The organism is Janibacter indicus, assembly GCF_900176385.1.
Taxonomy (GTDB): Bacteria; Actinomycetota; Actinomycetes; order Actinomycetales; family Dermatophilaceae; genus Janibacter; species Janibacter indicus.
Window position 1 is genome coordinate 66,978 of record NZ_FWXN01000005.1, and the last position, 18,557, is coordinate 85,534.

Genomic DNA, 18,557 nt, shown 5'->3' on the forward strand with positions numbered 1-18,557 from the left:
CATGCGCTCGCAGTTGAGGACATAATGGGCCCGTGGCCACTGCAACCTCCCTGCCTTCAAACGTGTCCGGGCACACCGCCGCCGACCCTGCGATGGGTCCGGTCAGCCGCCCCAACATGGTGTCCGTCGGCACCATCGTCTGGCTGTCCAGCGAGCTGATGTTCTTCGCCGCGCTCTTCGCGATCTTCTTCACGGTCCGGTCGCTGCGTCCGGACCTGTGGGAGCACAACATCGAGCTGCTCAACGTGCCCTTCGCGGCCGCCAACACCCTGATCCTCGTGATCTCGTCGGTGTGGTGCCAGCTCGGTGTCCTCAAGGCGGAGCACGGGCAGAAGTCGCGGACCGGGTCGCTGCTCAACATCGCCGGCTGGGGCATGCGTGAGTGGTACGTCCTCACCTACATCTTCGGTGCGGTCTTCGTCTCCGGTCAGGTCCTCGAGTACGCCACCCTCGTCTCCGAGGGCGTGACGATCTCGACCGACTCCTGGTCCTCGATCTTCTACCTGACGACGGGCCTGCACGGCATCCACGTCACCGGTGGCCTCATCGCCTTCCTGCTGATCATCGGGCGGACCTACACGACGCGCACCTACAGCCACGCGCAGCAGACCGGTGCGGTCGTCACGTCCTACTACTGGCACTTCGTCGACGTCGTGTGGATCGCCCTCTTCGCCGCCATCTACCTCCTCGGCGCGTGATCGACGTGCGCCTCCCCCTGCCCCGTACCCGTCGTTCCCAGAGGAGCGGACCCTCCATGCCCACCCTCTCTCGCCGTCACCCCGCGGCGATCGCCCTGCTGATCATGCTCGGCCTCTTCGTCACCGGCACGGCCTATGCCGCCGTCGCCCCCCAGCAGACCGAGGCCACGGTCACCAGCTCCGACAGCGTCGCCAACGGCAAGAAGCTCTTCGTGGCCAACTGCGCGACCTGCCACGGCGCCAACGGCCTGGGCATCAAGGACGCCGGCCCGAGCCTCGCCGGTGTCGGTGCGGCGTCGGTCGACTTCCAGATGGGCACCGGCCGCATGCCGATGGCCGCCCCCGGCGTGCAGGCCCCCTCCAACATCAAGGTGAAGTTCACCGACGAGGAGATTTCGGACATCGCCGCCTACGTCTCCACCCTCGGCGCCGGCCCGTCCGTGCCCGACGCGGAGTACACCGACGGCTCGAAGGGCGACCCGGGCAAGGGTGGCCAGATCTTCCGCGTCAACTGCGCCATGTGCCACAACAGCGCCGGCGCCGGTGGCGCCCTCACCCGCGGCAAGGACGCCCCCAAGGTCAGCGACGTCTCCGGCAAGCACATCTACGAGGCCATGGTGACCGGCCCGCAGAGCATGCCGGTCTTCAACGACACCAACATCTCCCCCGAGGGCAAGCGCGACGTCATCGCCTACATCGAGGCGCAGCAGGAGGCCGGCAACCCCGGCGGCAACCCGCTCGGCAGCCTCGGCCCGGTGCCCGAGGGCCTCTTCGCCTGGACCATCGGCTTGGGGCTCCTCGTGGGCTTCGCCGTCTGGCTCGGCCAGAAGTCCGCCTGACAGACCTGACAACTCGCCACACAGACAGGACCGACAACAGATGAGTGAGCACACCCCGACAGGGGCAACGCCGCAGGAGCCCTCCGGCTCCGAGCCGGCGCGCCTCGACCAGGGCCACGTGCAGGGCTCCGGTGGTATCCCGGAGCGGTTCAGCAACCCCGGGCTGCCGCCCCACGTGCTGCGCAACGCCGACCGTGACGACAAGGCGGCCAAGCGGGCCGAGCGTCAGGTGGCTGCGCTCTTCACGCTGTCGATCCTCGGCACGCTGCTCTTCGTCGTCTCGTACTTCATCGTCGACGTCGACGACACCGTGTGGGTGCCCTTCACCAACGAGATGAGCCTGGCCAACCTGCTCCTCGGCCTCGGACTGGCCTTCTCCCTCCTCGGCATCGGCCTCGGCGCGGTCCACTGGGCCAAGACGCTCATGCCCGACACCGAGGTCGTCGAGATGCGTCACCCGATGCGCTCCGCGGAGGCCGACCGTCAGGCCTTCGTCGACACGATGCTCGACGGCGCCGAGTCCTCGCAGCTGACGCGTCGTCCGCTGCTCAAGGCGACCTTCGCCGGGGCCATGGGCCTCTTCGCGCTCCCCCTCGTCGTCCAGCTCGTCGGCTCGCTCGGCCCGCTGCCCAAGAACGACCTCTCGGTCACCTTCTGGAACGGCGAGAAGGGCGAGGACGGCACCTACACGCCGAAGAAGCGGCGCCTGCACAGGGACCCCGAGGACACCCCGATCAAGCCGGGCGACGTCACCATCGGATCGGTCTTCCACATCCAGCCCGAGGGCCTGCTCGAGCGTCCCGACTTCCTCGACGAGATGAGCAAGGCCTCCGTCCTGCTCATGCGCCTGAACCCCGAGGACTTCCAGGACACCGACAAGGGCCGCAAGGCCCGCGAGTGGGGCTACCAGGGCATCGTCGCCTACTCCAAGGTGTGCACCCACGTCGGCTGCCCGGTCGGCCTCTACGAGCAGACGACGCACCACCTGCTCTGCCCCTGTCACCAGTCCACCTTCGACGTGACCAACGACTGCGAGGTGATCTTCGGTCCCGCCGGGCGCCCCCTGCCGCAGCTGAAGATCACCGTCGACAGCGAGGGTTACCTCATCGCTGACCAGCCCTTCCAAGAGCCGGTCGGCCCGAGCTTCTGGGAGCGTGGTTGATCGTGACCGCCAATGCCCGTCCCGCAGACGGCCTGCGCACCGGTGACGCACCGGCAGGGCCCTCCTACTCTCCCGGGGTGAAGAAGGTCGGCGGCGTCGCCGGCTGGATCGACGACCGCACCGGTGCCGCCAAGGGCATCGGCTACCTCATGAAGAAGGTCTTCCCCGACCACTGGTCCTTCATGCTCGGCGAGATCGCCATGTACTCGATGATCGTGTGCATGCTGACCGGGGTCTTCCTGACCTTCTGGTTCGACCCGTCGATGGCGCACACCACCTACGAGGGCAGCTACGCGCCGCTCAAGGGTGTCGGCATGTCCCGCGCCTACGCGTCGACCCTCGACATCTCCTTCGACGTCAAGGGCGGCCTGCTGATCCGCCAGATCCACCACTGGTCGGCGCTGCTGTTCATCGTCGCCCTGTCGGTGCACATGCTGCGCGTGTTCTTCACCGGCGCCTTCCGCAAGCCCCGTGAGCTCAACTGGGTCATCGGCTGCGTCCTGTCCCTCCTCGCGCTCGTCGAGGGCTTCGCCGGCTACTCCCTCCCCGACGACCTGCTCTCGGGCACCGGACTTCGCGCCGCCCAGGGCTTCATGGTCGCGGCGCCGGTCATCGGCAGCTACCTGAGCTACGCCCTCTTCGGTGGCACCTTCCCCGGTGACGACATCATCCCGCGCCTGTACTCCGTGCACATCCTGCTGCTGCCGGCGCTGCTCATCGCACTCTTCACGGTGCACATCGTCCTGGTCGCGCTGCAGAAGCACACGCAGTACCCCGGCCCCGGCAAGACCAACGACAACGTCGTCGGTTTCCCGGTCATGCCGGTCTACGCGGCCAAGGCCGGTGGCTTCTTCTTCATCGTCTTCGGTGGCATCGCCCTGATCTCGGCGCTGGTCCAGATCAACGCCGTGTGGGTCCACGGCCCCTACGAGCCCAACGCCACCACGGCCGGCGCCCAGCCGGACTGGTACATGGGCTTCCCCGACGGCGCGCTGCGTCTGCTGCCGGGCGGCATGGAGTTCGAGACCTTCGGCTTCACGTGGGCCTGGCCGGTCATCGTCGGTGCCCTGCTGGTCATCCCCGCCTTCTACGGCGGCATGATCGCCTACCCCTTCATCGAGGCGTGGATCACCGGTGACAAGCGCGAGCACCACCTGCTCGACCGCCCGCGCAATGCCCCGACCCGCACCGCCTTCGGCATGGCCGCGCTGACGCTCTACGGCGTGCTGATGTTCGCCGCGAGCAACGACATCATCGCGATCAAGTTCGGGATGTCGATCAACGACATCACCCAGATCCTGCGTGTGCTCACCTTCGTGGGGCCGGTCATCGCCTTCTGGGCGACCCGCCGGATCTGCCTGAGCCTGCAGCGGCACGACCGTGACCTCGTCCTCCACGGACGCGAGACCGGGCGCATCCAGCGCGGTGCCGGCGGTGACTTCCACGAGGTGCACGAGCCCCTCGACGAGTACACCCGGTGGACCCTCGTCCAGCACGAGGCGCCGGTCCCGCTCGAGCTGGAGTCGGCCACCGACGCCAACGGCGTCGACAAGAAGGGTGCCCGCAAGCGCAAGCTGCGCGCCAAGCTGCACGACTTCTACTTCGGCGGTGCGGTCCAGCCGGTCACGCCCGCCGAGCTCGAGGCCGCGCACCACGACCACGGCCACGAGGCCATCGAGTCGGGAGACAAGGTCTCCACGCACTGACCTCGGTCAGCGACGACGAAGGGCCCCGGAGGATCATCCCTCCGGGGCCCTTCGTCGTTCCCGCACCGTGACCCGGGACGAAGGGAGGATCCCCCCGGTGCGAGGATGGCCCGGAGATGCTCACCCGACCCGCCGCCGGTGCCCGACACCCGCGCCCCGCCCCGCTCGCCGTGACGACCGTCCTGCTGGCGCTCCTGGGCATGTTCGGTCCCTTCTCCATCGACACCCCCTTCCCCGCCTTCCAGGAGATGGGCGCCGACCTCGACGTCTCCGAGGCGTCGATGCAGCTCGTCGTCAGCGCCTACCTCGGCGCCTTCGCCGTGATGAGCCTCTTCCACGGACCGCTGAGCGACGCCGTCGGACGCAAGCCCGTCATGGTCACCGGTGCCGCCGTCTACGCCCTCGCGTCGATCGGGTGTGCCCTGGCGCCGTCCCTGCCGGTCCTGCTGGGCTTCCGGGTCCTGCAGGGCATGTCCGCCGGAGCCGGCACGATCGTCTCGCGCACCGTCGTGCGCGATCTCTTCGAGGGGGCACGGGCCCAACGGCTGATGAGCACCATCGCGATGATCTTCGGCATCGGTCCGGCCCTGGCGCCGATCGTCGGGGGCTGGCTGCTCCTCCTCGGGCCCTGGCCCCTCGTCTTCTGGTTCCTCAGCCTCTTCGGCACGGTGATCGCGCTGTCGGTGCTCGTGCTGCTCCCCGAGAGCCACCCGCGTGAGCGACGCACTCCGCTCGACGTGCGGTCGATCGTCTCGGGTGTCGTCGACGTGGCGCGCATGCGGCACTTCCAGGTCCTGTCCGCTGCCTCGGCCTTCTCCTTCGCCGGGCAGTTCCTCTACATCGGTGCCGCGCCGATCTTCGTCGTCACGCTGCTCGGCCAGGGACCGCAGGACTTCTGGGTCTTCTTCGTGCCGATGGTCGTCGGCATGGTGCTCGGCTCCTTCACCAACGGGCGGCTCGCGGAGCGGGTCAGCGGGGACCGGCTCATCGTCGGCGGTCAGACCGTGGCCCTGACCGGTGCCGTGGCCGGCGTGGCCCTCGCCGCCGTCCCCGCCACCGCCGCACTCCCCTGGGCCGTCGTCGGCGCGACGGCCATCGCCTTCGGCACCGGCATCTCGATGCCGGTCTACCAGCTCGCCCTGCTCGACGCCGTGCCGCACGCCCGGGGCACGGCCGCCTCGGTCTCGACCTTCCTCATGCTGATGCTCAATGCCACGCTCACCGGGCTCGTCGTCCCCGTCGCCGCGTCCTCGCTGCTGAGCCTGGCGCTGACGAGCCTGGGCCTGCTCTGCCTGGGGATCGTGCTCTTCCACGTGCACCGCCGGCACAGTCGCCCGGTGCGTGCCCAGCCCGTCATCCCACCCACACCGGAGGTGACCTGACCATGGTCGAGATCAGCGAGCACGACTTCGAGCTGGCCGTGCGCGACGCGCTCGACGAGGTCCCGCCCCAGCTGCTGGACCTGCTCGACAACGTGGCCTTCTTCGTCGAGGACGAGCCGGGCCCGGAGCACGCCGACCCGGGGCTGTCCGACGAGGACAACGCCGAGCTGCTCGGCATCTACCTCGGCACCCCGCTCACCGAGCGCGACGGTGGCTGGGCCGGCTCCCTGCCGGACCGCATCGTGCTCTTCCGCGGGCCCCTGACCAGGATGTGCGATGACCTCGACGACCTGCGCGAGGAGATCGCCGTCACCATCGTCCACGAGGCCGGCCACCACGTCGGCATCGACGAGCAGCGCCTGCACGAGCTCGGCTGGGGTTGAGCCTCGCTCACCTGCCGCGAGGTCAGGCCGTGGCGCTCTGCTCCTGCCACTGGGCGTAGGAGTACTGCCACACCCCGATGCCCTCGGTGGGCAGGAACTCACGACTCGAGCCGGTGAAGTCGACGGGGTCACCGGGCAGCGAGTTGTCGTAGAACCACTCGGCATTGCCCGGGGCCATGTTGACGCACCCGTGGGAGACGTTGGAGCTGCCCTGGGAGCCGACCGACCACGGGGCGGAGTGGACGAACTCGCCGGTCCAGGTCACCCGGACGTTGAAGGCGGTGTCGACCTTGTAGTAGCCCGGCTCGCCCTTGTCGATCCCGATGGTCGAGGAGTCCATCGTCATCTCGCGCTGCTTGTTGATGACGACCTTCATCCCCGAGCGCGTCTCGGTGTCCTTGCCCGGCTTGCCGCTGCTCACCGGGAAGGACTTGACCTGCTGGCCGCCCCGGCTGACCGTCATCCGGTGGTTGGCGATGTCGACCTTGGCCATCTGCTCACGACCGATGGTCATCGTGCCGGAGTGGTCCTCGGCAACCCACTTGTCCTTGCCCGTCTGGAATCCGGTGAGCGGCGCGTCGACGGTGACCTTGGTTCCGGGGGCCCAGAAGTCCTTGGGGCGCCACATCAGCTGTCGGTTGTCGAGCCACCCCCACGAGCCCTCGACCTGCGGGGTCGTCTTCACCGACACCGCCTCCTCGATGGCCTTGCGGTAGGAGGCCTCGGTGACCTCGGAGTCGAACTGGATGCTCACCGGCATGGCCACACCGACCGTCTGACCGTCATAGACGATGCCGTAGGTCGCCGTGACCTCCGGCTCGTGCGTGGTGAAGGTCGACTTCTGCGTGGAGGTGCCACCCTCGGGGCCCTCGGCGGTCACCGCCACCGTGTAGGTCGTGCCGGGCTTCATCCGCGAGCTCGACGTCCAGGTCTGCCCCTGGACCTCGCCTTCGACACTCGCCTCGCCCGGTGCGCTCACCCGCACCTCGTCGAGCGTGCCGCGCATGACCTGCACGCTGATCTCGTCGTCGGGCATGACGCCCTTGGCGCCTTGGCCGGGGTTGACCTTGACCTCGGCGGGGGGCAGGTCACGGGTCGTCGAGCTCGACGAGCTGCTCCGACCATCACTCGCCGACGGCGTGGCCGCGTCTCCCCCGGCGCAGGCGGCGAGGGCGAGAAGGGCGATGAGAGTGAGTGCGCAGATGCGCAGCGGTCGGATGATTCGACTCACGAGACGGTGCACCCCCAGTGCATGACGCGGGTATCGGCCCGGTGCCGGTCACCCGACCCCGGACGTGCTGAAGGGGCCCCGGACCGATGTCCGTGGCCCCTTCGGCCGAGTGTACGCCCCGTCAGTGGGCGTGCTCACCCTTGTAGTACTCGAAGACCCAGCCGCACAGGGCCCAGACGCCGACGAGCGCACCGAAGGCCGAGACCCACAGGCCGACCGCGACACCGAGGAAGACCAGGGAGCCGGCGAGGGAGAGCCACAGCGGCCACCACGAGTAGGGCGCGAAGGTCCCGTAGGGGCCCTCGGCCTGCTCGATCTCGCCGTCCTCGTCGTCATCGGGACGGAAGGGCAGCTTGCGGGCGGTGTTCCACAGGAAGAAGGCGATCATGAAGCCCAGGCCCGCGGAGAGGAAGAGCGTCACCCAGCCGACCGGCTCGACCCAGTCGGTGACGATGCCGTAGCCGACGGCCACGACGGCGAAGAAGGCGCCGACGACGGCGAAGAGCTGGATCTCGGACTTCATCGGGTGCCCTCACCGTCGGTCGTGGAGGTCGTGGAGGTCGTGGAGGTCGCCGACGTCACGGCCGCCGCACTCTGCTGGACGCGCGAGCGGATCGCGGCCGGGGCGTACTCGGGGTGGTTCATGTCGAAGGTCGGCCGCTCCGAGCGGATCGGCGGGATCGACGTGAAGTTGTGCCGCGGCGGCGGGCAGGAGGTCGCCCACTCGAGGCTGTTGCCGTATCCCCACGGGTCGTCGACCTCGACGAGCTTGCCCGTCGTCTGCGTCTTCCAGACGTTGTAGAAGAAGGGCAGGAAGCTCACCGCGAGGATCAGCGAGCCGACCGTGGAGATCTGGTTGGCCAGCTGGAAGCGGTCCTCGGGCATGTAGTCGGCGTAGCGGCGAGGCATGCCCTGGACGCCCAGCCAGTGCTGGATGAGGAAGGTCATGTGGAAGCCGATGAACAGCAGCCAGAAGTGGATCTTGCCCAGGCCCTCGTCGAGCATCTTGCCGGTGAACTTGGGCCACCAGAAGTACATGCCGGCGAAGAAGGAGAAGACGATCGTGCCGAAGAGCACGTAGTGGAAGTGCGCCACGATGAAGTAGGTGTCGGTGATCTGGAAGTCCAGCGCCGGGCTGGCCATGATCACACCGGTCAGACCACCGAAGAGGAAGGTCACGAGGAAGCCGATCGTCCAGATCATCGGCGTGTCGAAGACGAGCTTGCCGCCCCACATCGTGCCGATCCAGTTGAAGAACTTCACACCGGTCGGCACCGAGATCGCCATCGTCATGATCGCGAAGAAGGGCAGGAAGATCTGACCAGTGCCGTACATGTGGTGGGCCCAGACCGAGACGGACAGCGCCGCGATGGCGATCGTCGCGAAGACGAGCGTCTTGTAGCCGAAGATCGGCTTGCGGGAGAAGACCGGCAGGATCTCGGAGGCGACGCCGAAGAAGGGCAGCGCCAGGACGTAGACCTCGGGGTGGCCGAAGAACCAGAAGAGGTGCTGCCAGAGCAGTGCTCCACCGCTCTCCGCAGCGAAGATCTGACCGCCCCAGGCACGGTCGACGCCGAGGCCGATGAGGGCCGCCGCGAGGACCGGGAAGGCCATGAGGATCAGGATCGAGGTGATCAGGACGGTCCAGGTGAAGATCGGCATCCGGAACATCGTCATGCCGGGCGCGCGCATGCAGATGATCGTGGTGATGAAGTTGACGCCACCGAGGATCGTGCCGAAGCCGCTGAGGGCCAGACCCCAGACCCACAGGTCGCCACCGACGCCGGGGCTGTAGGTCGGGTCGGACAGCGGGGTGTAGGCGGTCCAGCCGAAGGAGGCCGCGCCACCGGGGGTGAACAGGCCCGCACCGGCGATGAGGCCGCCGAAGAGGTAGAGCCAGTAGGCGAACATGTTCAGTCGCGGGAAGGCGACGTCAGGGGCACCGATCTGCAGCGGCATGAGCGCGTTGGCGAAGCCGGCGAAGGCGGGCGTCGCGAACAGCAGCAGCATGATCGTGCCGTGCATGGTGAACATCTCGTTGAACTGCTCGGGGTTGTCCACCACCTGCAGGCCGGGGGCCCACAGCTCGAGCCGGATGACGAGCGCCATGAGGCCTCCGAGGAGGAACCAGATGAAGCTCGTGATCATGTAGAGGTTGCCGATGACCTTGTGGTCGGTCGTCGTGATGTGCCGGAAGAACTGGGATCCGGCCTTTTCACGGCGGGCGATGGTGCGCTCGGAGAGCTCGGTCTCCGAGGTGTTCCTGGCGAGTGCGCCGGATGCGGTTGACATCAGTTCTCCTCGGAGGTGCGGGCGGCGTCGTCCTCGGGCAGCAGGTCGCGGTCGCGCTCGAGGATCTCCTCGCGGTTGAGGCCGTTGTCGAGCAGACCGGTCTGGCCCTTGTCCTCGAGCTCCTGCATGTGGGCGTCGTACTCGTCGCGCTCGACGACCTTGACGTTGAAGAGCATCTGCGAGTGGTAGGCGCCGCACAGCTCGGCGCACTTGCCCTGGAAGGTCCCGGTCTGGTTGGGGGTGACCTGGAAGCGGTTGACCATGCCCGGGTTGACGTCCATCTTCTCGAGGAAGGCGGGCACCCAGAAGGAGTGGATGACGTCGCGGGAGGTCAGGACGAACTCGACGCGCTCACCGACCGGCAGGTAGAGGGTCGGCAGCTTTTCTTCAGCGCCCTCCTTGCCGTCGAGCTCGGCCATCTGGCCGGCCTCGTGGACGTCGTCGTCGACGTAGTTGAAGTCCCAGCTCCACTGCTTGGCCGCGATGTTGATCGTGGTGTCGGGCTCCTGGGAGACGTCCTGCAGCTTGGTCGTGGCGTCCTGGGTGTAGTAGAAGAGCGCACCCACCATCAGCATGGGGACCACGGTGTAGAGGATCTCCAGCGGGACGTTGTACTGCAGCTGGACCGGCAGCGAGCCGTCGTCGTCCTTGCGGCGACGGTAGGCGGCCATGCACCACAGGATCAGGCCCCAGACGAGGACGCCGACGGCGAGTGCCGCGACCCAGGCCCAGATCCAGAGGTTCTCGACGAGCGCGGCCTCCTCGGTGATCCCCTCAGGGAGGTAACCGTTCTTGGGGTCGGTGTTGACACCGACCGCGCTGCACGCGGACAGGGCCACGACGGCAATGACGAGTCCGATGGCACCGATTCCGCGGCGTGTACGCCGGGAGGGGCTCGAAGACACAGGCAAGGGGCACCTACTACTGGTCCGAAGTTTTCAGAAGACGTGGATCACGTTACCGCAGGACACCAGCCCGATAGTCGAAGGGGGGCACTAGTCTCATCGCGTGGCGCGAGAGGGAGATTCGGTCCAGCAGGACCCCGCTGACCCGACTCCCCCGACGGGGGTCGGCGGGCTGCTCGACGGGGTCCCCGGACCGCTCCTCCCCGAGGCCCTCCAAACCCTCCTCGCGGCACATGACCTCGCGTGGGCGGACAGCACGTCCCGCCACTCCGCAGGCCGTCGTAGCCGTGCCCTGCTCGACCGGGCGCGCGCGGTCCTCGCCGAGGGTCTCGGGGTGCGTCCTGACGAGGTCACGCTCCACGCGAGCGGCGACCAGGCGGCGCGCGCGGCGCTGGCGGCACTGGCACGCGGTCGCAGACGGTTCACCGCTCCCCCGGTCACCTCCGCCGTGGAGCACTCCGCACTCCTGCGCTGGCTGCGCGCCGGCGAGCCACCGCCCACCGAGGTCCCTGTCGGACCGACCGGCTCGGTCGACCTCGACGACTGGAGCGCGGCGGTCACCCAGGACACCCCCTTCGCCGTCCTCCAGTCCGCAAACCAGGAGGTCGGCACCCGGCAACCGCTGGCCGCGGCCCGCGCTGTGACCCTCGAGCACGGTGTTCCGCTGCTCGTCGACGCCCGGGCGAGTCTGGGCCGCGACGACGTGCCGAGCGACTTCGACGTGCTCGTCGGCGACGCGACCTCGTGGGGCGGCCCACGCCTCGGCGTGCTCGTCGTGCGCACCGGCACCCGGGTGGCCCCGCACCACCCCCCGAGCCCCCACGAGGGCGGCCTCGCGCTCGACCCGGTCCACGTCCCCACGGCCCTCGCGGCCGCCGAGGCCTGGCAGCAGACCGCTGCCGCCCGGCCGGCCGAGGAGGCGTCGGCGCGTCACCTCGTCGCCCGCATCCGGGAGGTGGCCGGGGCGATCCCCCAGGTCGACGTCGTCGGCGACCCCGACGACCGGCTGCCGCACGTGTGCACCTTCAGCGTCCTCTACGTCGCCGGCGAGACGATCGTCGACGAGCTGGCCCGGCGCGACCTGTCGGTGGCCTCCGGCTCCGCGTGCACGGCCGACACGCTCGAGCCGAGCCACGTCCTCGCGGCGATGGGTGCCCTGACCCAGGGCAATGTGCGCATCACCCTCCCGCTCGCTGCGGTCTCCCCCGCCCGCGAGGCGGCCGTCGAGCGGCTCTGCGCCGCCCTGCCCGAGGTCGTGGCCGACTGCCGCGCGCGACTCGGCATCACCGACCTGTGACTCAGATGCTGCCCCGGACCATCGCCGCGAGGTCGAGCGCCGGCGCCTGCAGGGCGTGCTCGAGCCGCGTGAGGTACTCGCGGCGGTGGACCTCGACGACCCCGAGCGTGCCGAGGTGGGGCGTGCGCCACTGGACGTCGATGATCCGGCGGGGGTCCCCGTCGGCGCCGACGAGCCGGTCGAGCCCGACGAGCGCCGCCTTGGAGGCATCGGTGACGTGGTGGAACATCGACTCCCCCGCGAAGAGTCCGCCGATCGCCACGCCGTAGAGGCCACCGACGAGCGCCCCGTCGTCGTCGCGCACCTCGACGCTGTGCGCCCACCCGAGGGCGTGCAGCTCGGTGTAGGCGCTGCGGATCGCGTCGGTGATCCAGAAGCCGTCCCGGTCCGGGTCGGCGCAGGCGGCGAGCACACCGGCGAAGTCCTCGTCGACGGTCACGGTGAACCGGCGCAGCGAGCGGCGCAGCGACCGGCTCACGTGGACGGTGCCGGGCTCGAGCACGCCGCGCCACCGGGGGCACCACCACCCCATCGGCGGGGTCCCCCCTTCGCCCAGACCCATGGGGAAGATCCCGTGACGGTAGGCGGCGAGGAGGGACGCCGGGTCGAGCCGACCGCCGACGCCGACGACCTCACCCACGTCACCGGGGGCGGTCTCGGCAGCCTGCAGCCCGGCGCGCAGGTACCCCTCCCACAGGGCCGAGGAGCCCGGCGGCTCGATCGGCGGGAAAGGGGCGGGGCTCATCGGCGCGACGGGTCGCGTCAGGGGCGCGGGCAGGTGATGTGCCCGGCGATGAGGTCGGCGCTCTCCTGCCCGTAGGCCTCGGCCAGGCGCTCGAGGAAGCGGCCGGTGCCGATCTCGTACTCCTGGGTGCCGACGGTCTCGATGACATAGGTCGCGAGCATCGAGCCGAGCTCGGCCGACTCCCGCAGGGGCAGACCCTCGGAGACCCCGGTGAGGAAGCCGGCGCGGAAGGCGTCGCCGACGCCCGTCGGGTCGGCCTTGGTCACCTCGCGCGCGGCCGCGACGACGATCGGCTCGTCGAGGCCGCGCCCGGTGATGCGCACGCCGTCCTTGCCCAGGGTCGTCACGCGGTAGCCGACGCGGGAGGTGATCTCCTCGTCGCTCCACCCGGTCTTGCGCTCGGTGAGGTGCGACTCGTACTCGTTGGTGATGAGGTACTCGGCGCCGTCGATGAGGTCGCGGATCAGCTCGCCGTCGCCGAAGGCCAGCTGCTGGCTGGGGTCGGCGACGAAGGGGATGCCGCGGGTACGGCACTCGGCGGTGTGGCGGCGCATCGCCTCGGGGTCGTCGGCGCCCACGAGGACGAGGTCGAGCGCGCCGACCCGGGCGGCGATGGGCGCCAGCTCGATCTCGCGGGCCTCGGACATCGCCCCGGCGTAGAAGGTCGCGATCTGCGCCATGTCGTCGTCGGTCGTGCAGACGAAGCGCGCGGTGTGCTGGGTCTCGGAGACGTGGACCGAGTCGCAGTCGACACCGTGGCGCTCGAGCCAGCTGCGGTAGTCGGCGAAGTCCTCACCGACGGCGCCGACGAGCACCGGCCGCTGGCCGAGGTTGGCCATGCCGAAGCAGATGTTGGCGGCGACCCCGCCGCGGCGGATCTCGAGCTTGTGCGCGAGGAAGCTGACCGAGATCTTGTCGAGCTGGTCGACGACCAGCGAGTCGGCGAAGCGACCCGAGAAGGTCATCAGGTGGTCGGTGGCGATGGATCCGGCGATGGCGATGGGCACCCGGCCACCCTACGACGAAGGGCCTCCCCGCCGGTCCGGCGGGAAGGCCCTGTGCGTCGCGAGAGCGTCGGTCAGCTGAAGCTGTCGCCGCAGGCGCAGGAGGAGCCGGCGTTGGGGTTGTCGATCGTGAAGCCCTGCTTTTCGATCGTGTCGGCGAAGTCGATGGTCGCGCCACCGAGGTAGGGGGCGCTCATCCGGTCGACGACGACCTCGACACCGCCGAAGTCGCGCACGAGGTCACCGTCGAGGGCGCGCTCGTCGAAGTAGAGCTGGTAGATCAGACCGGAGCAACCACCCGGCTGGACGCCGATGCGCAGGCGCAGGTCGTCGCGACCCTCCTGCTCGAGCAGCGACTTGACCTTGCCGGCGGCGACGTCGGTGAGGATGACGCCGTGGCTCTCGGCGGCGTCGGTGGTCTCGGGGGTGGTGGCCTGGGTGTCCTGGACGCTCATGCGATGTCCTCACGGCTCGGGGTCTCGATGGGTGACGGGGTCCGCCACGACGGGGTCAACACGGCTGGTGGGCTGGTTGTTCCCGCACGTCCACCATACGTCAGGGGCGAAGGGGGGTCACCGTCGCGGTGACCACGTGGCGGCCACCCGCTCGGCCCGGTCGGCGAGGGTGCCCACCGGGTCGGCCATGACCGGGGCGAGGTCGGCGTGCTTGTCCGCCACGGCGTAGCTACCCGCCAGGCCCATGGCCATGGCCTCGCGCCGCCCGATGAGGACCTGGCCGGCGAGCGCGACCGCGGGGGTGGCGTGGGCCGAGGCGAGCTCGGCGACCCCGGCGACGACCTTGCCCTGCAGGCTCTGCCAGTCGAGGCACCCCTCGCCGGTGATGACGAGGTCGGCGGCGGCGACGAGCCGCTCGAGACCGACGGCCGACAGCACGGTCTCGACCCCGCTCACCCGGCGACCGCCGAGGAGCAGCAGGGCGTAACCGACCCCGCCGGCGGCGCCGGCGCCGGGCTCTCGGTCGAGACGGCGCTCGCGTCCGGTGAGCAGGTCGGTGCCCGGGGGCAGCACCCGCCGGACGACGTCGGCGAAGTGCCCCAGCGCGCCCTCGAGGACCTGCGCCTCCTCGGGCGTGGCGCCCTTCTGCTCGGAGAAGACTGCGCTCGCGCCCTGCAGGCCGAGCAGCGGGGAGGCGACATCGGTCGCGGCGACGAGCTCGACCCCGGCGAAGCGCTCGCGCGCGGCGGCCAGCCCGGCGAGGTCCGGCTCACGGACGGCGATGAGACCCGCTCCCCCGCCACCCAGCGCCTCGCGCGGCCCGGCGCCGAGCGCCGCGAGCATGCCCGCGCCCGCGTCGTTGGTGCCCGACCCGCCGAGGCCGACGACGATGCGCTGCACGTCCTGGGCCAGGGCGGCGTCGAGCAGCTCGCCCAGCCCGTGCGTCGTGGTGACCCGAGGGTCACGCTCGGTCGCGTCGAGCAGGTGCAGGCCGATCGCCTGGGCCGACTCCACCCAGGCCGTGCGGGTCCCCCCTTCGTCGGTGGTGATGTGCAGGACCGCCGGCACGGAGCCGCCGCGGGGGCCGCTCACCGTGACGATCGTCGAGTCACCGGGGCGGCTGGTGGCGATGACGTCGAGGAAGCCGGGGCCACCGTCGGAGAGGGGCACGAGGGTCAGCAGGTCGTCGGGGGCACGCCGGCGCCAGCCGGTGGCCATCGCCTCGGCCGCCTGCGTGGCGGTGAGGGTGCCGGTGAAGCAGTCGGGCGCGATGAGCACGTGCACGCGTGGACTCTACCGAGGCGCTCGGCGCCGCTGTGGGATCATGCCTGCCGTGAGCGCCCCGACGCAGTCCTCGCCGAAGCCCCTCTCCCTGCTCGTCCTCGGGCAGGGCACCGACCCGCACTCCGAGCGGGGCGTCGAGTGCCCGGGCGACCTGCCCGCGCCCTCCGACCCCGACCTCGTGGCGCGCGCCCGCGCGGCCAAGGAGGCACTGGGCGACCGGGTCTTCGTCCTCGGGCACCACTACCAGCGTGACGAGGTCATCGAGTTCGCCGACACGACCGGCGACTCCTTCAAGCTGGCCAAGGAGGCGGCAGCGCGGCCCGACGCGCCCTACATCGTCTTCTGCGGCGTGCACTTCATGGCCGAGTCGGCCGACATCCTCACCAGCGACGAGCAGACCGTCGTGCTGCCGGACCTCGCCGCCGGGTGCTCGATGGCCGACATGGCCGCACTGCACCAGGTGCAGGAGTGCTGGGACGAGCTCGTCGAGGCCGGCGTCGCCGAGTCGACGATCCCGGTGACCTACATGAACTCCTCGGCGGCGATCAAGAGCTTCACCGGGCGCCACGGCGGGACCATCTGCACCTCCTCCAACGCGCAGACCGCCCTGACCTGGGCCTTCGACCAGACGGGCGGGGTCGACGGCACCGGCAAGGTGCTCTTCCTGCCCGACCAGCACCTCGGCCGCAACACCTGGGCGCGCGACCTCGGCCGCGACCTCGACGACTGCGTCGTGTGGAACCCCCACCTGCCGATGGGCGGCCTGACGCCCGAGCAGATCCGCGACGCGCGGATGATCCTGTGGCGCGGGCACTGCTCGGTGCACGGGCGCTTCACGGTCGACGCCGTCGAGACGGCCCGGCGCGAGATCCCGGACGTCAAGGTCATCGTCCACCCCGAGTGCCGTCACGAGGTCGTCGAGCTGGCCGACGAGGTCGGCTCGACCGAGCGGATCATCAAGGTGGTCTCGCAGGCGCCGGCCGGCACGAAGTGGGTCGTCGGCACCGAGCTCAACCTCGTCCAGCGCCTGGGCCAGATGTTCCCCGACCAGCAGATCAGCTTCCTCGAGAAGAACGTCTGCTACTGCTCGACGATGAACCGCATCGACCTGCCCCACCTCGTCTGGGCGCTCGAGTCGCTCGTCGAGGGCCGCGTCGTCAACCCGATCACCGTCGACCCCGACGTCGCCCACTGGGCCAAGGTCGCGCTCGACCAGATGCTCGCGCTGCCGGGCGAGACGTCGAAGGACTGAGGCGGCTCCGGCGTCACATCGGCCCCACGATTTCCGGGTCACCCGAGAAACCCTCTCCTCGCAGGAGTTCCAAACCCTTGCGAAGGGAGGGTTTCTCTTGTCGAGTGCCCCTGACAGGCTGGGCCGGTGGACGACACCCAGCTGCTCGCCCGGACCGCCGACAACCGGCGGCTCTTCGCCGATGTCCTCGACTCCCTAGGTGAGGGCCACGCTCGCGACGCCACGCTGTGCACTGACTGGGACGTGCGCACCCTCGCCGGCCACATGCTGCAGCCGGTGCACGTGCCGTCGTGGCGTTTCCTGCTGACGGCCGCCCGGCACCGGTCGATGGCCCGCGCCTGCGACGTGCACGCGGCCCGGCTCGGTGACCGTCCGCTCGCGCAGATCGCGGCCGAGCTGCGGCACCCCGCCCGCACCGGGTCGAAGCCCTGGTACATCGGCTGGGCCGGCCCCTTCACCGACTCGTGCATCCACCTGCGTGACCTCGCCGAGCCGCAGGGGCTGGACGCCACCGTCCCCCTGGAGCACTGGCAGGCGGCTCTGGAGATCATCGTCTCCCCGCGCGGCCACGAGTCCTTCGTCCCGACGCCGGGGCTCCTCGACGGCCTGCGGTGGGAGGCCACCGACACCGACTGGGTCCACGACCCCACGGACGAAGGGGGCGACCCCGGCCCCACGGCCACCGGCACCTCCGAGGCGCTCGCCATGGTCATGAGCGGCCGGCCGGCCTACCTCGACCGGATCGGCGGGGACGGGGCCGCGACGGTACGCGAGCGCCTGGGCGGCTGACCTCCCCTTCGCCCGCGCCGGCACGCGGTCAGACGGAGCGGACCATCCCGGTCTCGTCGAGCAGGGGGTTGTGCGCGACGGGAACCCGCTCCCCTTCGCTCGGCGGGCCGGGGGGCGTGGCCCCCGGGGCGAAGGGGGATCCGCCCAGCTCCTCGCGACCGTGCGGCTCCAGCCAGTTGGCCAGGTCCGGGCCCGCGGGCACGATACCCGTCGGGTTGATGTCCCGGTGGACCTCGTAGTAGTGGCTCTTGATGTGCACGAAGTCGGTCGTGTCACCGAAGCCGGGCGTCGTGAAGAGGTCGCGGGCATAGGCCCACAGGACCGGCATCTCCGACAGCTTGGAGCGATTGGCCTTGAAGTGGCCGTGGTAGACGGGGTCGAAGCGCGCCAGGGTCGTGAAGAGGCGCACGTCGGCCTCGGTGATGTGCTCGCCCATGAGGTAGCGGCGGGTCGACAGCCGCTCCTCGAGCCAGTCCATCGCGGTCCACAGCCGGTCGTAGGCGGCTTCGTAGGCGGCCTGGTCGCCGGAGAAGCCGCAGCGGTACACGCCGTTGTTGACCTCGGTGTAGACCCGCTTGTTGACGACCGCCATCTCCTCGCGCAGGTGCTCGGGCCACAGGTCGGGAGCCCCCTCGCGGTGGTGCTCGCGCCACTGGGTCGACAAGTCCTCGGTGATCTGCGGGAAGTTGTTGGTCACGACCTGGCCGCTCGGCACGTCGACCATCGCGGGGACGGTGATCCCCTTCGGGTAGTCGGGGAAGCGCGCGAGGTAGGCGTCCTTGATCCGCGGGATCTGCAGGACCGGGTCGAGGTGGCCGGGGTCGAGGTCGAAGGTCCAGCTGTCGGCGTCGTGCGTCGGGCCGGTGATCCCCATCGAGATGACGTCCTCGAGGCCGAGGAGGCGGCGGACGATGATCGCCCGGTTGGCCCACGGGCAGGCCCGGGAGACGACGAGGCGGTAGCGCCCCGGCTCCACCGGCCAGCCGCTCGACCCGTCCGAGGTGATCCGGTCCTCGATGTAGGTCGTGTCGCGGGTGAATTCCTTCTCGACGTAGCTGCCCTGTGTCATGCCACCACTTTAGTTGAAAGTTGAACTTATTTCCAGTGGTGACACCGGGGGCCTCCCCCCATGG

General features: G+C 70.0%; 18 protein-coding genes. 9 read left to right on the forward strand and 9 right to left on the reverse strand.

The window, feature by feature from the left end:
• Nucleotides 1-92: 92 nt before the first annotated feature.
• The 6 genes from ctaE to B9B60_RS07025 all read left to right on the forward strand — a co-directional run bounded on the left by ctaE (nt 93) and on the right by B9B60_RS07025 (nt 6,170).
• Entirely contained in the window at nt 93-698 is a 606-nt protein-coding gene (gene ctaE, locus B9B60_RS07000) for an aa3-type cytochrome oxidase subunit III (RefSeq protein ID WP_185222309.1), read from the forward strand.
• Nucleotides 699-754: 56 nt separating this feature from the next.
• Nucleotides 755-1,537, forward strand: coding sequence for a cytochrome bc1 complex diheme cytochrome c subunit (gene qcrC / locus B9B60_RS07005; RefSeq protein ID WP_084450474.1), 783 nt, complete (start codon nt 755-757; stop codon nt 1,535-1,537).
• A gap of 40 nt (nt 1,538-1,577) precedes the next feature.
• Nucleotides 1,578-2,699, forward strand: a complete 1,122-nt coding sequence (qcrA, locus tag B9B60_RS07010) for a cytochrome bc1 complex Rieske iron-sulfur subunit (protein ID WP_084450475.1) — start codon at nt 1,578-1,580, stop codon at nt 2,697-2,699.
• A gap of 2 nt (nt 2,700-2,701) precedes the next feature.
• Entirely contained in the window at nt 2,702-4,405 is a 1,704-nt protein-coding gene (gene qcrB, locus B9B60_RS07015) for a cytochrome bc1 complex cytochrome b subunit (RefSeq protein WP_084450476.1), read from the forward strand.
• Between the two features lie 116 nt (nt 4,406-4,521).
• Nucleotides 4,522-5,787: a multidrug effflux MFS transporter gene (locus B9B60_RS07020; protein WP_084450477.1), complete on the forward strand. Its 1,266-nt coding sequence runs from the start codon at nt 4,522-4,524 to the stop codon at nt 5,785-5,787.
• A gap of 2 nt (nt 5,788-5,789) precedes the next feature.
• Nucleotides 5,790-6,170, forward strand: coding sequence for a metallopeptidase family protein (locus B9B60_RS07025; protein ID WP_084450478.1), 381 nt, complete (start codon nt 5,790-5,792; stop codon nt 6,168-6,170).
• Nucleotides 6,171-6,192: 22 nt separating this feature from the next.
• Here the strand turns inward: B9B60_RS07025 and B9B60_RS07030 are convergent, their stop codons facing one another.
• From B9B60_RS07030 to ctaC, 4 genes are all read right to left on the reverse strand, one after another.
• Nucleotides 6,193-7,401 carry a L,D-transpeptidase gene (locus B9B60_RS07030; protein WP_223277813.1) on the reverse strand — a complete coding sequence of 403 codons (1,209 nt, stop codon included), beginning with the start codon at nt 7,399-7,401 and terminating at the stop codon, nt 6,193-6,195.
• Nucleotides 7,402-7,522: 121 nt separating this feature from the next.
• Entirely contained in the window at nt 7,523-7,924 is a 402-nt protein-coding gene (locus tag B9B60_RS07035) for a cytochrome c oxidase subunit 4 (RefSeq protein ID WP_084450479.1), read from the reverse strand.
• Nucleotides 7,921-9,693, reverse strand: a complete 1,773-nt coding sequence (ctaD, locus tag B9B60_RS07040; RefSeq protein WP_084450480.1) for an aa3-type cytochrome oxidase subunit I — start codon at nt 9,691-9,693, stop codon at nt 7,921-7,923. Before ctaD ends, B9B60_RS07035 begins: the two co-directional genes overlap by 4 nt.
• A complete protein-coding gene (ctaC, locus tag B9B60_RS07045; RefSeq protein ID WP_434966851.1) occupies nt 9,693-10,598 on the reverse strand; it encodes an aa3-type cytochrome oxidase subunit II in 906 nt (301 codons plus the stop codon). The genes ctaD and ctaC overlap by 1 nt, the downstream gene beginning before the upstream one ends.
• Before the next feature lie 103 nt (nt 10,599-10,701).
• On the opposite strand from ctaC, the gene B9B60_RS07050 reads away from it, so the two are divergent.
• A complete protein-coding gene (locus tag B9B60_RS07050) occupies nt 10,702-11,895 on the forward strand; it encodes a cysteine desulfurase family protein (RefSeq protein ID WP_223277812.1) in 1,194 nt (397 codons plus the stop codon).
• A 1-nt stretch (nt 11,896) separates the two neighbouring features.
• Here the strand turns inward: B9B60_RS07050 and aat are convergent, their stop codons facing one another.
• The 4 genes from aat to B9B60_RS07070 all read right to left on the reverse strand — a co-directional run bounded on the left by aat (nt 11,897) and on the right by B9B60_RS07070 (nt 15,383).
• Nucleotides 11,897-12,640, reverse strand: a complete 744-nt coding sequence (gene aat / locus B9B60_RS07055; protein ID WP_084450481.1) for a leucyl/phenylalanyl-tRNA--protein transferase — start codon at nt 12,638-12,640, stop codon at nt 11,897-11,899.
• Between the two features lie 17 nt (nt 12,641-12,657).
• On the reverse strand, nt 12,658-13,647 hold the full coding sequence (locus tag B9B60_RS07060; protein WP_084450482.1) for a carbohydrate kinase family protein: 990 nt from the start codon (nt 13,645-13,647) through the stop codon (nt 12,658-12,660).
• Between the two features lie 71 nt (nt 13,648-13,718).
• Entirely contained in the window at nt 13,719-14,099 is a 381-nt protein-coding gene (locus B9B60_RS07065; protein WP_072624396.1) for a HesB/IscA family protein, read from the reverse strand.
• A 117-nt stretch (nt 14,100-14,216) separates the two neighbouring features.
• Nucleotides 14,217-15,383, reverse strand: a complete 1,167-nt coding sequence (locus B9B60_RS07070; protein WP_084450483.1) for a glycerate kinase family protein — start codon at nt 15,381-15,383, stop codon at nt 14,217-14,219.
• Between the two features lie 40 nt (nt 15,384-15,423).
• Between B9B60_RS07070 and nadA the strand changes: the two genes are divergently transcribed.
• Both nadA and B9B60_RS07080 read left to right on the forward strand, forming a co-directional pair.
• Complete coding sequence (gene nadA, locus B9B60_RS07075) at nt 15,424-16,635, forward strand: quinolinate synthase NadA (protein ID WP_143445476.1); 1,212 nt, start codon at nt 15,424-15,426, stop codon at nt 16,633-16,635.
• 126 nt (nt 16,636-16,761) lie between these two features.
• Nucleotides 16,762-17,424 carry a maleylpyruvate isomerase mycothiol-dependent enzyme family protein gene (locus B9B60_RS07080; RefSeq protein WP_084450484.1) on the forward strand — a complete coding sequence of 221 codons (663 nt, stop codon included), beginning with the start codon at nt 16,762-16,764 and terminating at the stop codon, nt 17,422-17,424.
• A 28-nt stretch (nt 17,425-17,452) separates the two neighbouring features.
• Here the strand turns inward: B9B60_RS07080 and B9B60_RS07085 are convergent, their stop codons facing one another.
• Nucleotides 17,453-18,493 carry a glutathione S-transferase family protein gene (locus tag B9B60_RS07085; RefSeq protein ID WP_084450485.1) on the reverse strand — a complete coding sequence of 347 codons (1,041 nt, stop codon included), beginning with the start codon at nt 18,491-18,493 and terminating at the stop codon, nt 17,453-17,455.
• Between the last annotated feature and the right edge of the window lie 64 nt (nt 18,494-18,557).

Excerpts from the sequence above, each read along its gene's own strand:
- ctaE (WP_185222309.1), top strand. The coding sequence starts at position 93 with ATGGGTCCGGTCAGCCGCCCCAACATGGTGTCCGTCGGCACCATCGTC.
- B9B60_RS07025 (WP_084450478.1), top strand. The coding sequence starts at position 5,790 with ATGGTCGAGATCAGCGAGCACGACTTCGAGCTGGCCGTGCGCGACGCG.
- qcrA (WP_084450475.1), top strand. The coding sequence starts at position 1,578 with ATGAGTGAGCACACCCCGACAGGGGCAACGCCGCAGGAGCCCTCCGGC.
- aat (WP_084450481.1), bottom strand. The coding sequence starts at position 12,640 with ATGAGCCCCGCCCCTTTCCCGCCGATCGAGCCGCCGGGCTCCTCGGCC.
- qcrC (WP_084450474.1), top strand. The coding sequence starts at position 755 with ATGCCCACCCTCTCTCGCCGTCACCCCGCGGCGATCGCCCTGCTGATC.
- ctaD (WP_084450480.1), bottom strand. The coding sequence starts at position 9,693 with ATGTCAACCGCATCCGGCGCACTCGCCAGGAACACCTCGGAGACCGAG.
- nadA (WP_143445476.1), top strand. The coding sequence starts at position 15,424 with ATGCCTGCCGTGAGCGCCCCGACGCAGTCCTCGCCGAAGCCCCTCTCC.
- B9B60_RS07035 (WP_084450479.1), bottom strand. The coding sequence starts at position 7,924 with ATGAAGTCCGAGATCCAGCTCTTCGCCGTCGTCGGCGCCTTCTTCGCC.
- B9B60_RS07085 (WP_084450485.1), bottom strand. The coding sequence starts at position 18,493 with ATGACACAGGGCAGCTACGTCGAGAAGGAATTCACCCGCGACACGACC.
- B9B60_RS07065 (WP_072624396.1), bottom strand. The coding sequence starts at position 14,099 with ATGAGCGTCCAGGACACCCAGGCCACCACCCCCGAGACCACCGACGCC.
- B9B60_RS07020 (WP_084450477.1), top strand. The coding sequence starts at position 4,522 with ATGCTCACCCGACCCGCCGCCGGTGCCCGACACCCGCGCCCCGCCCCG.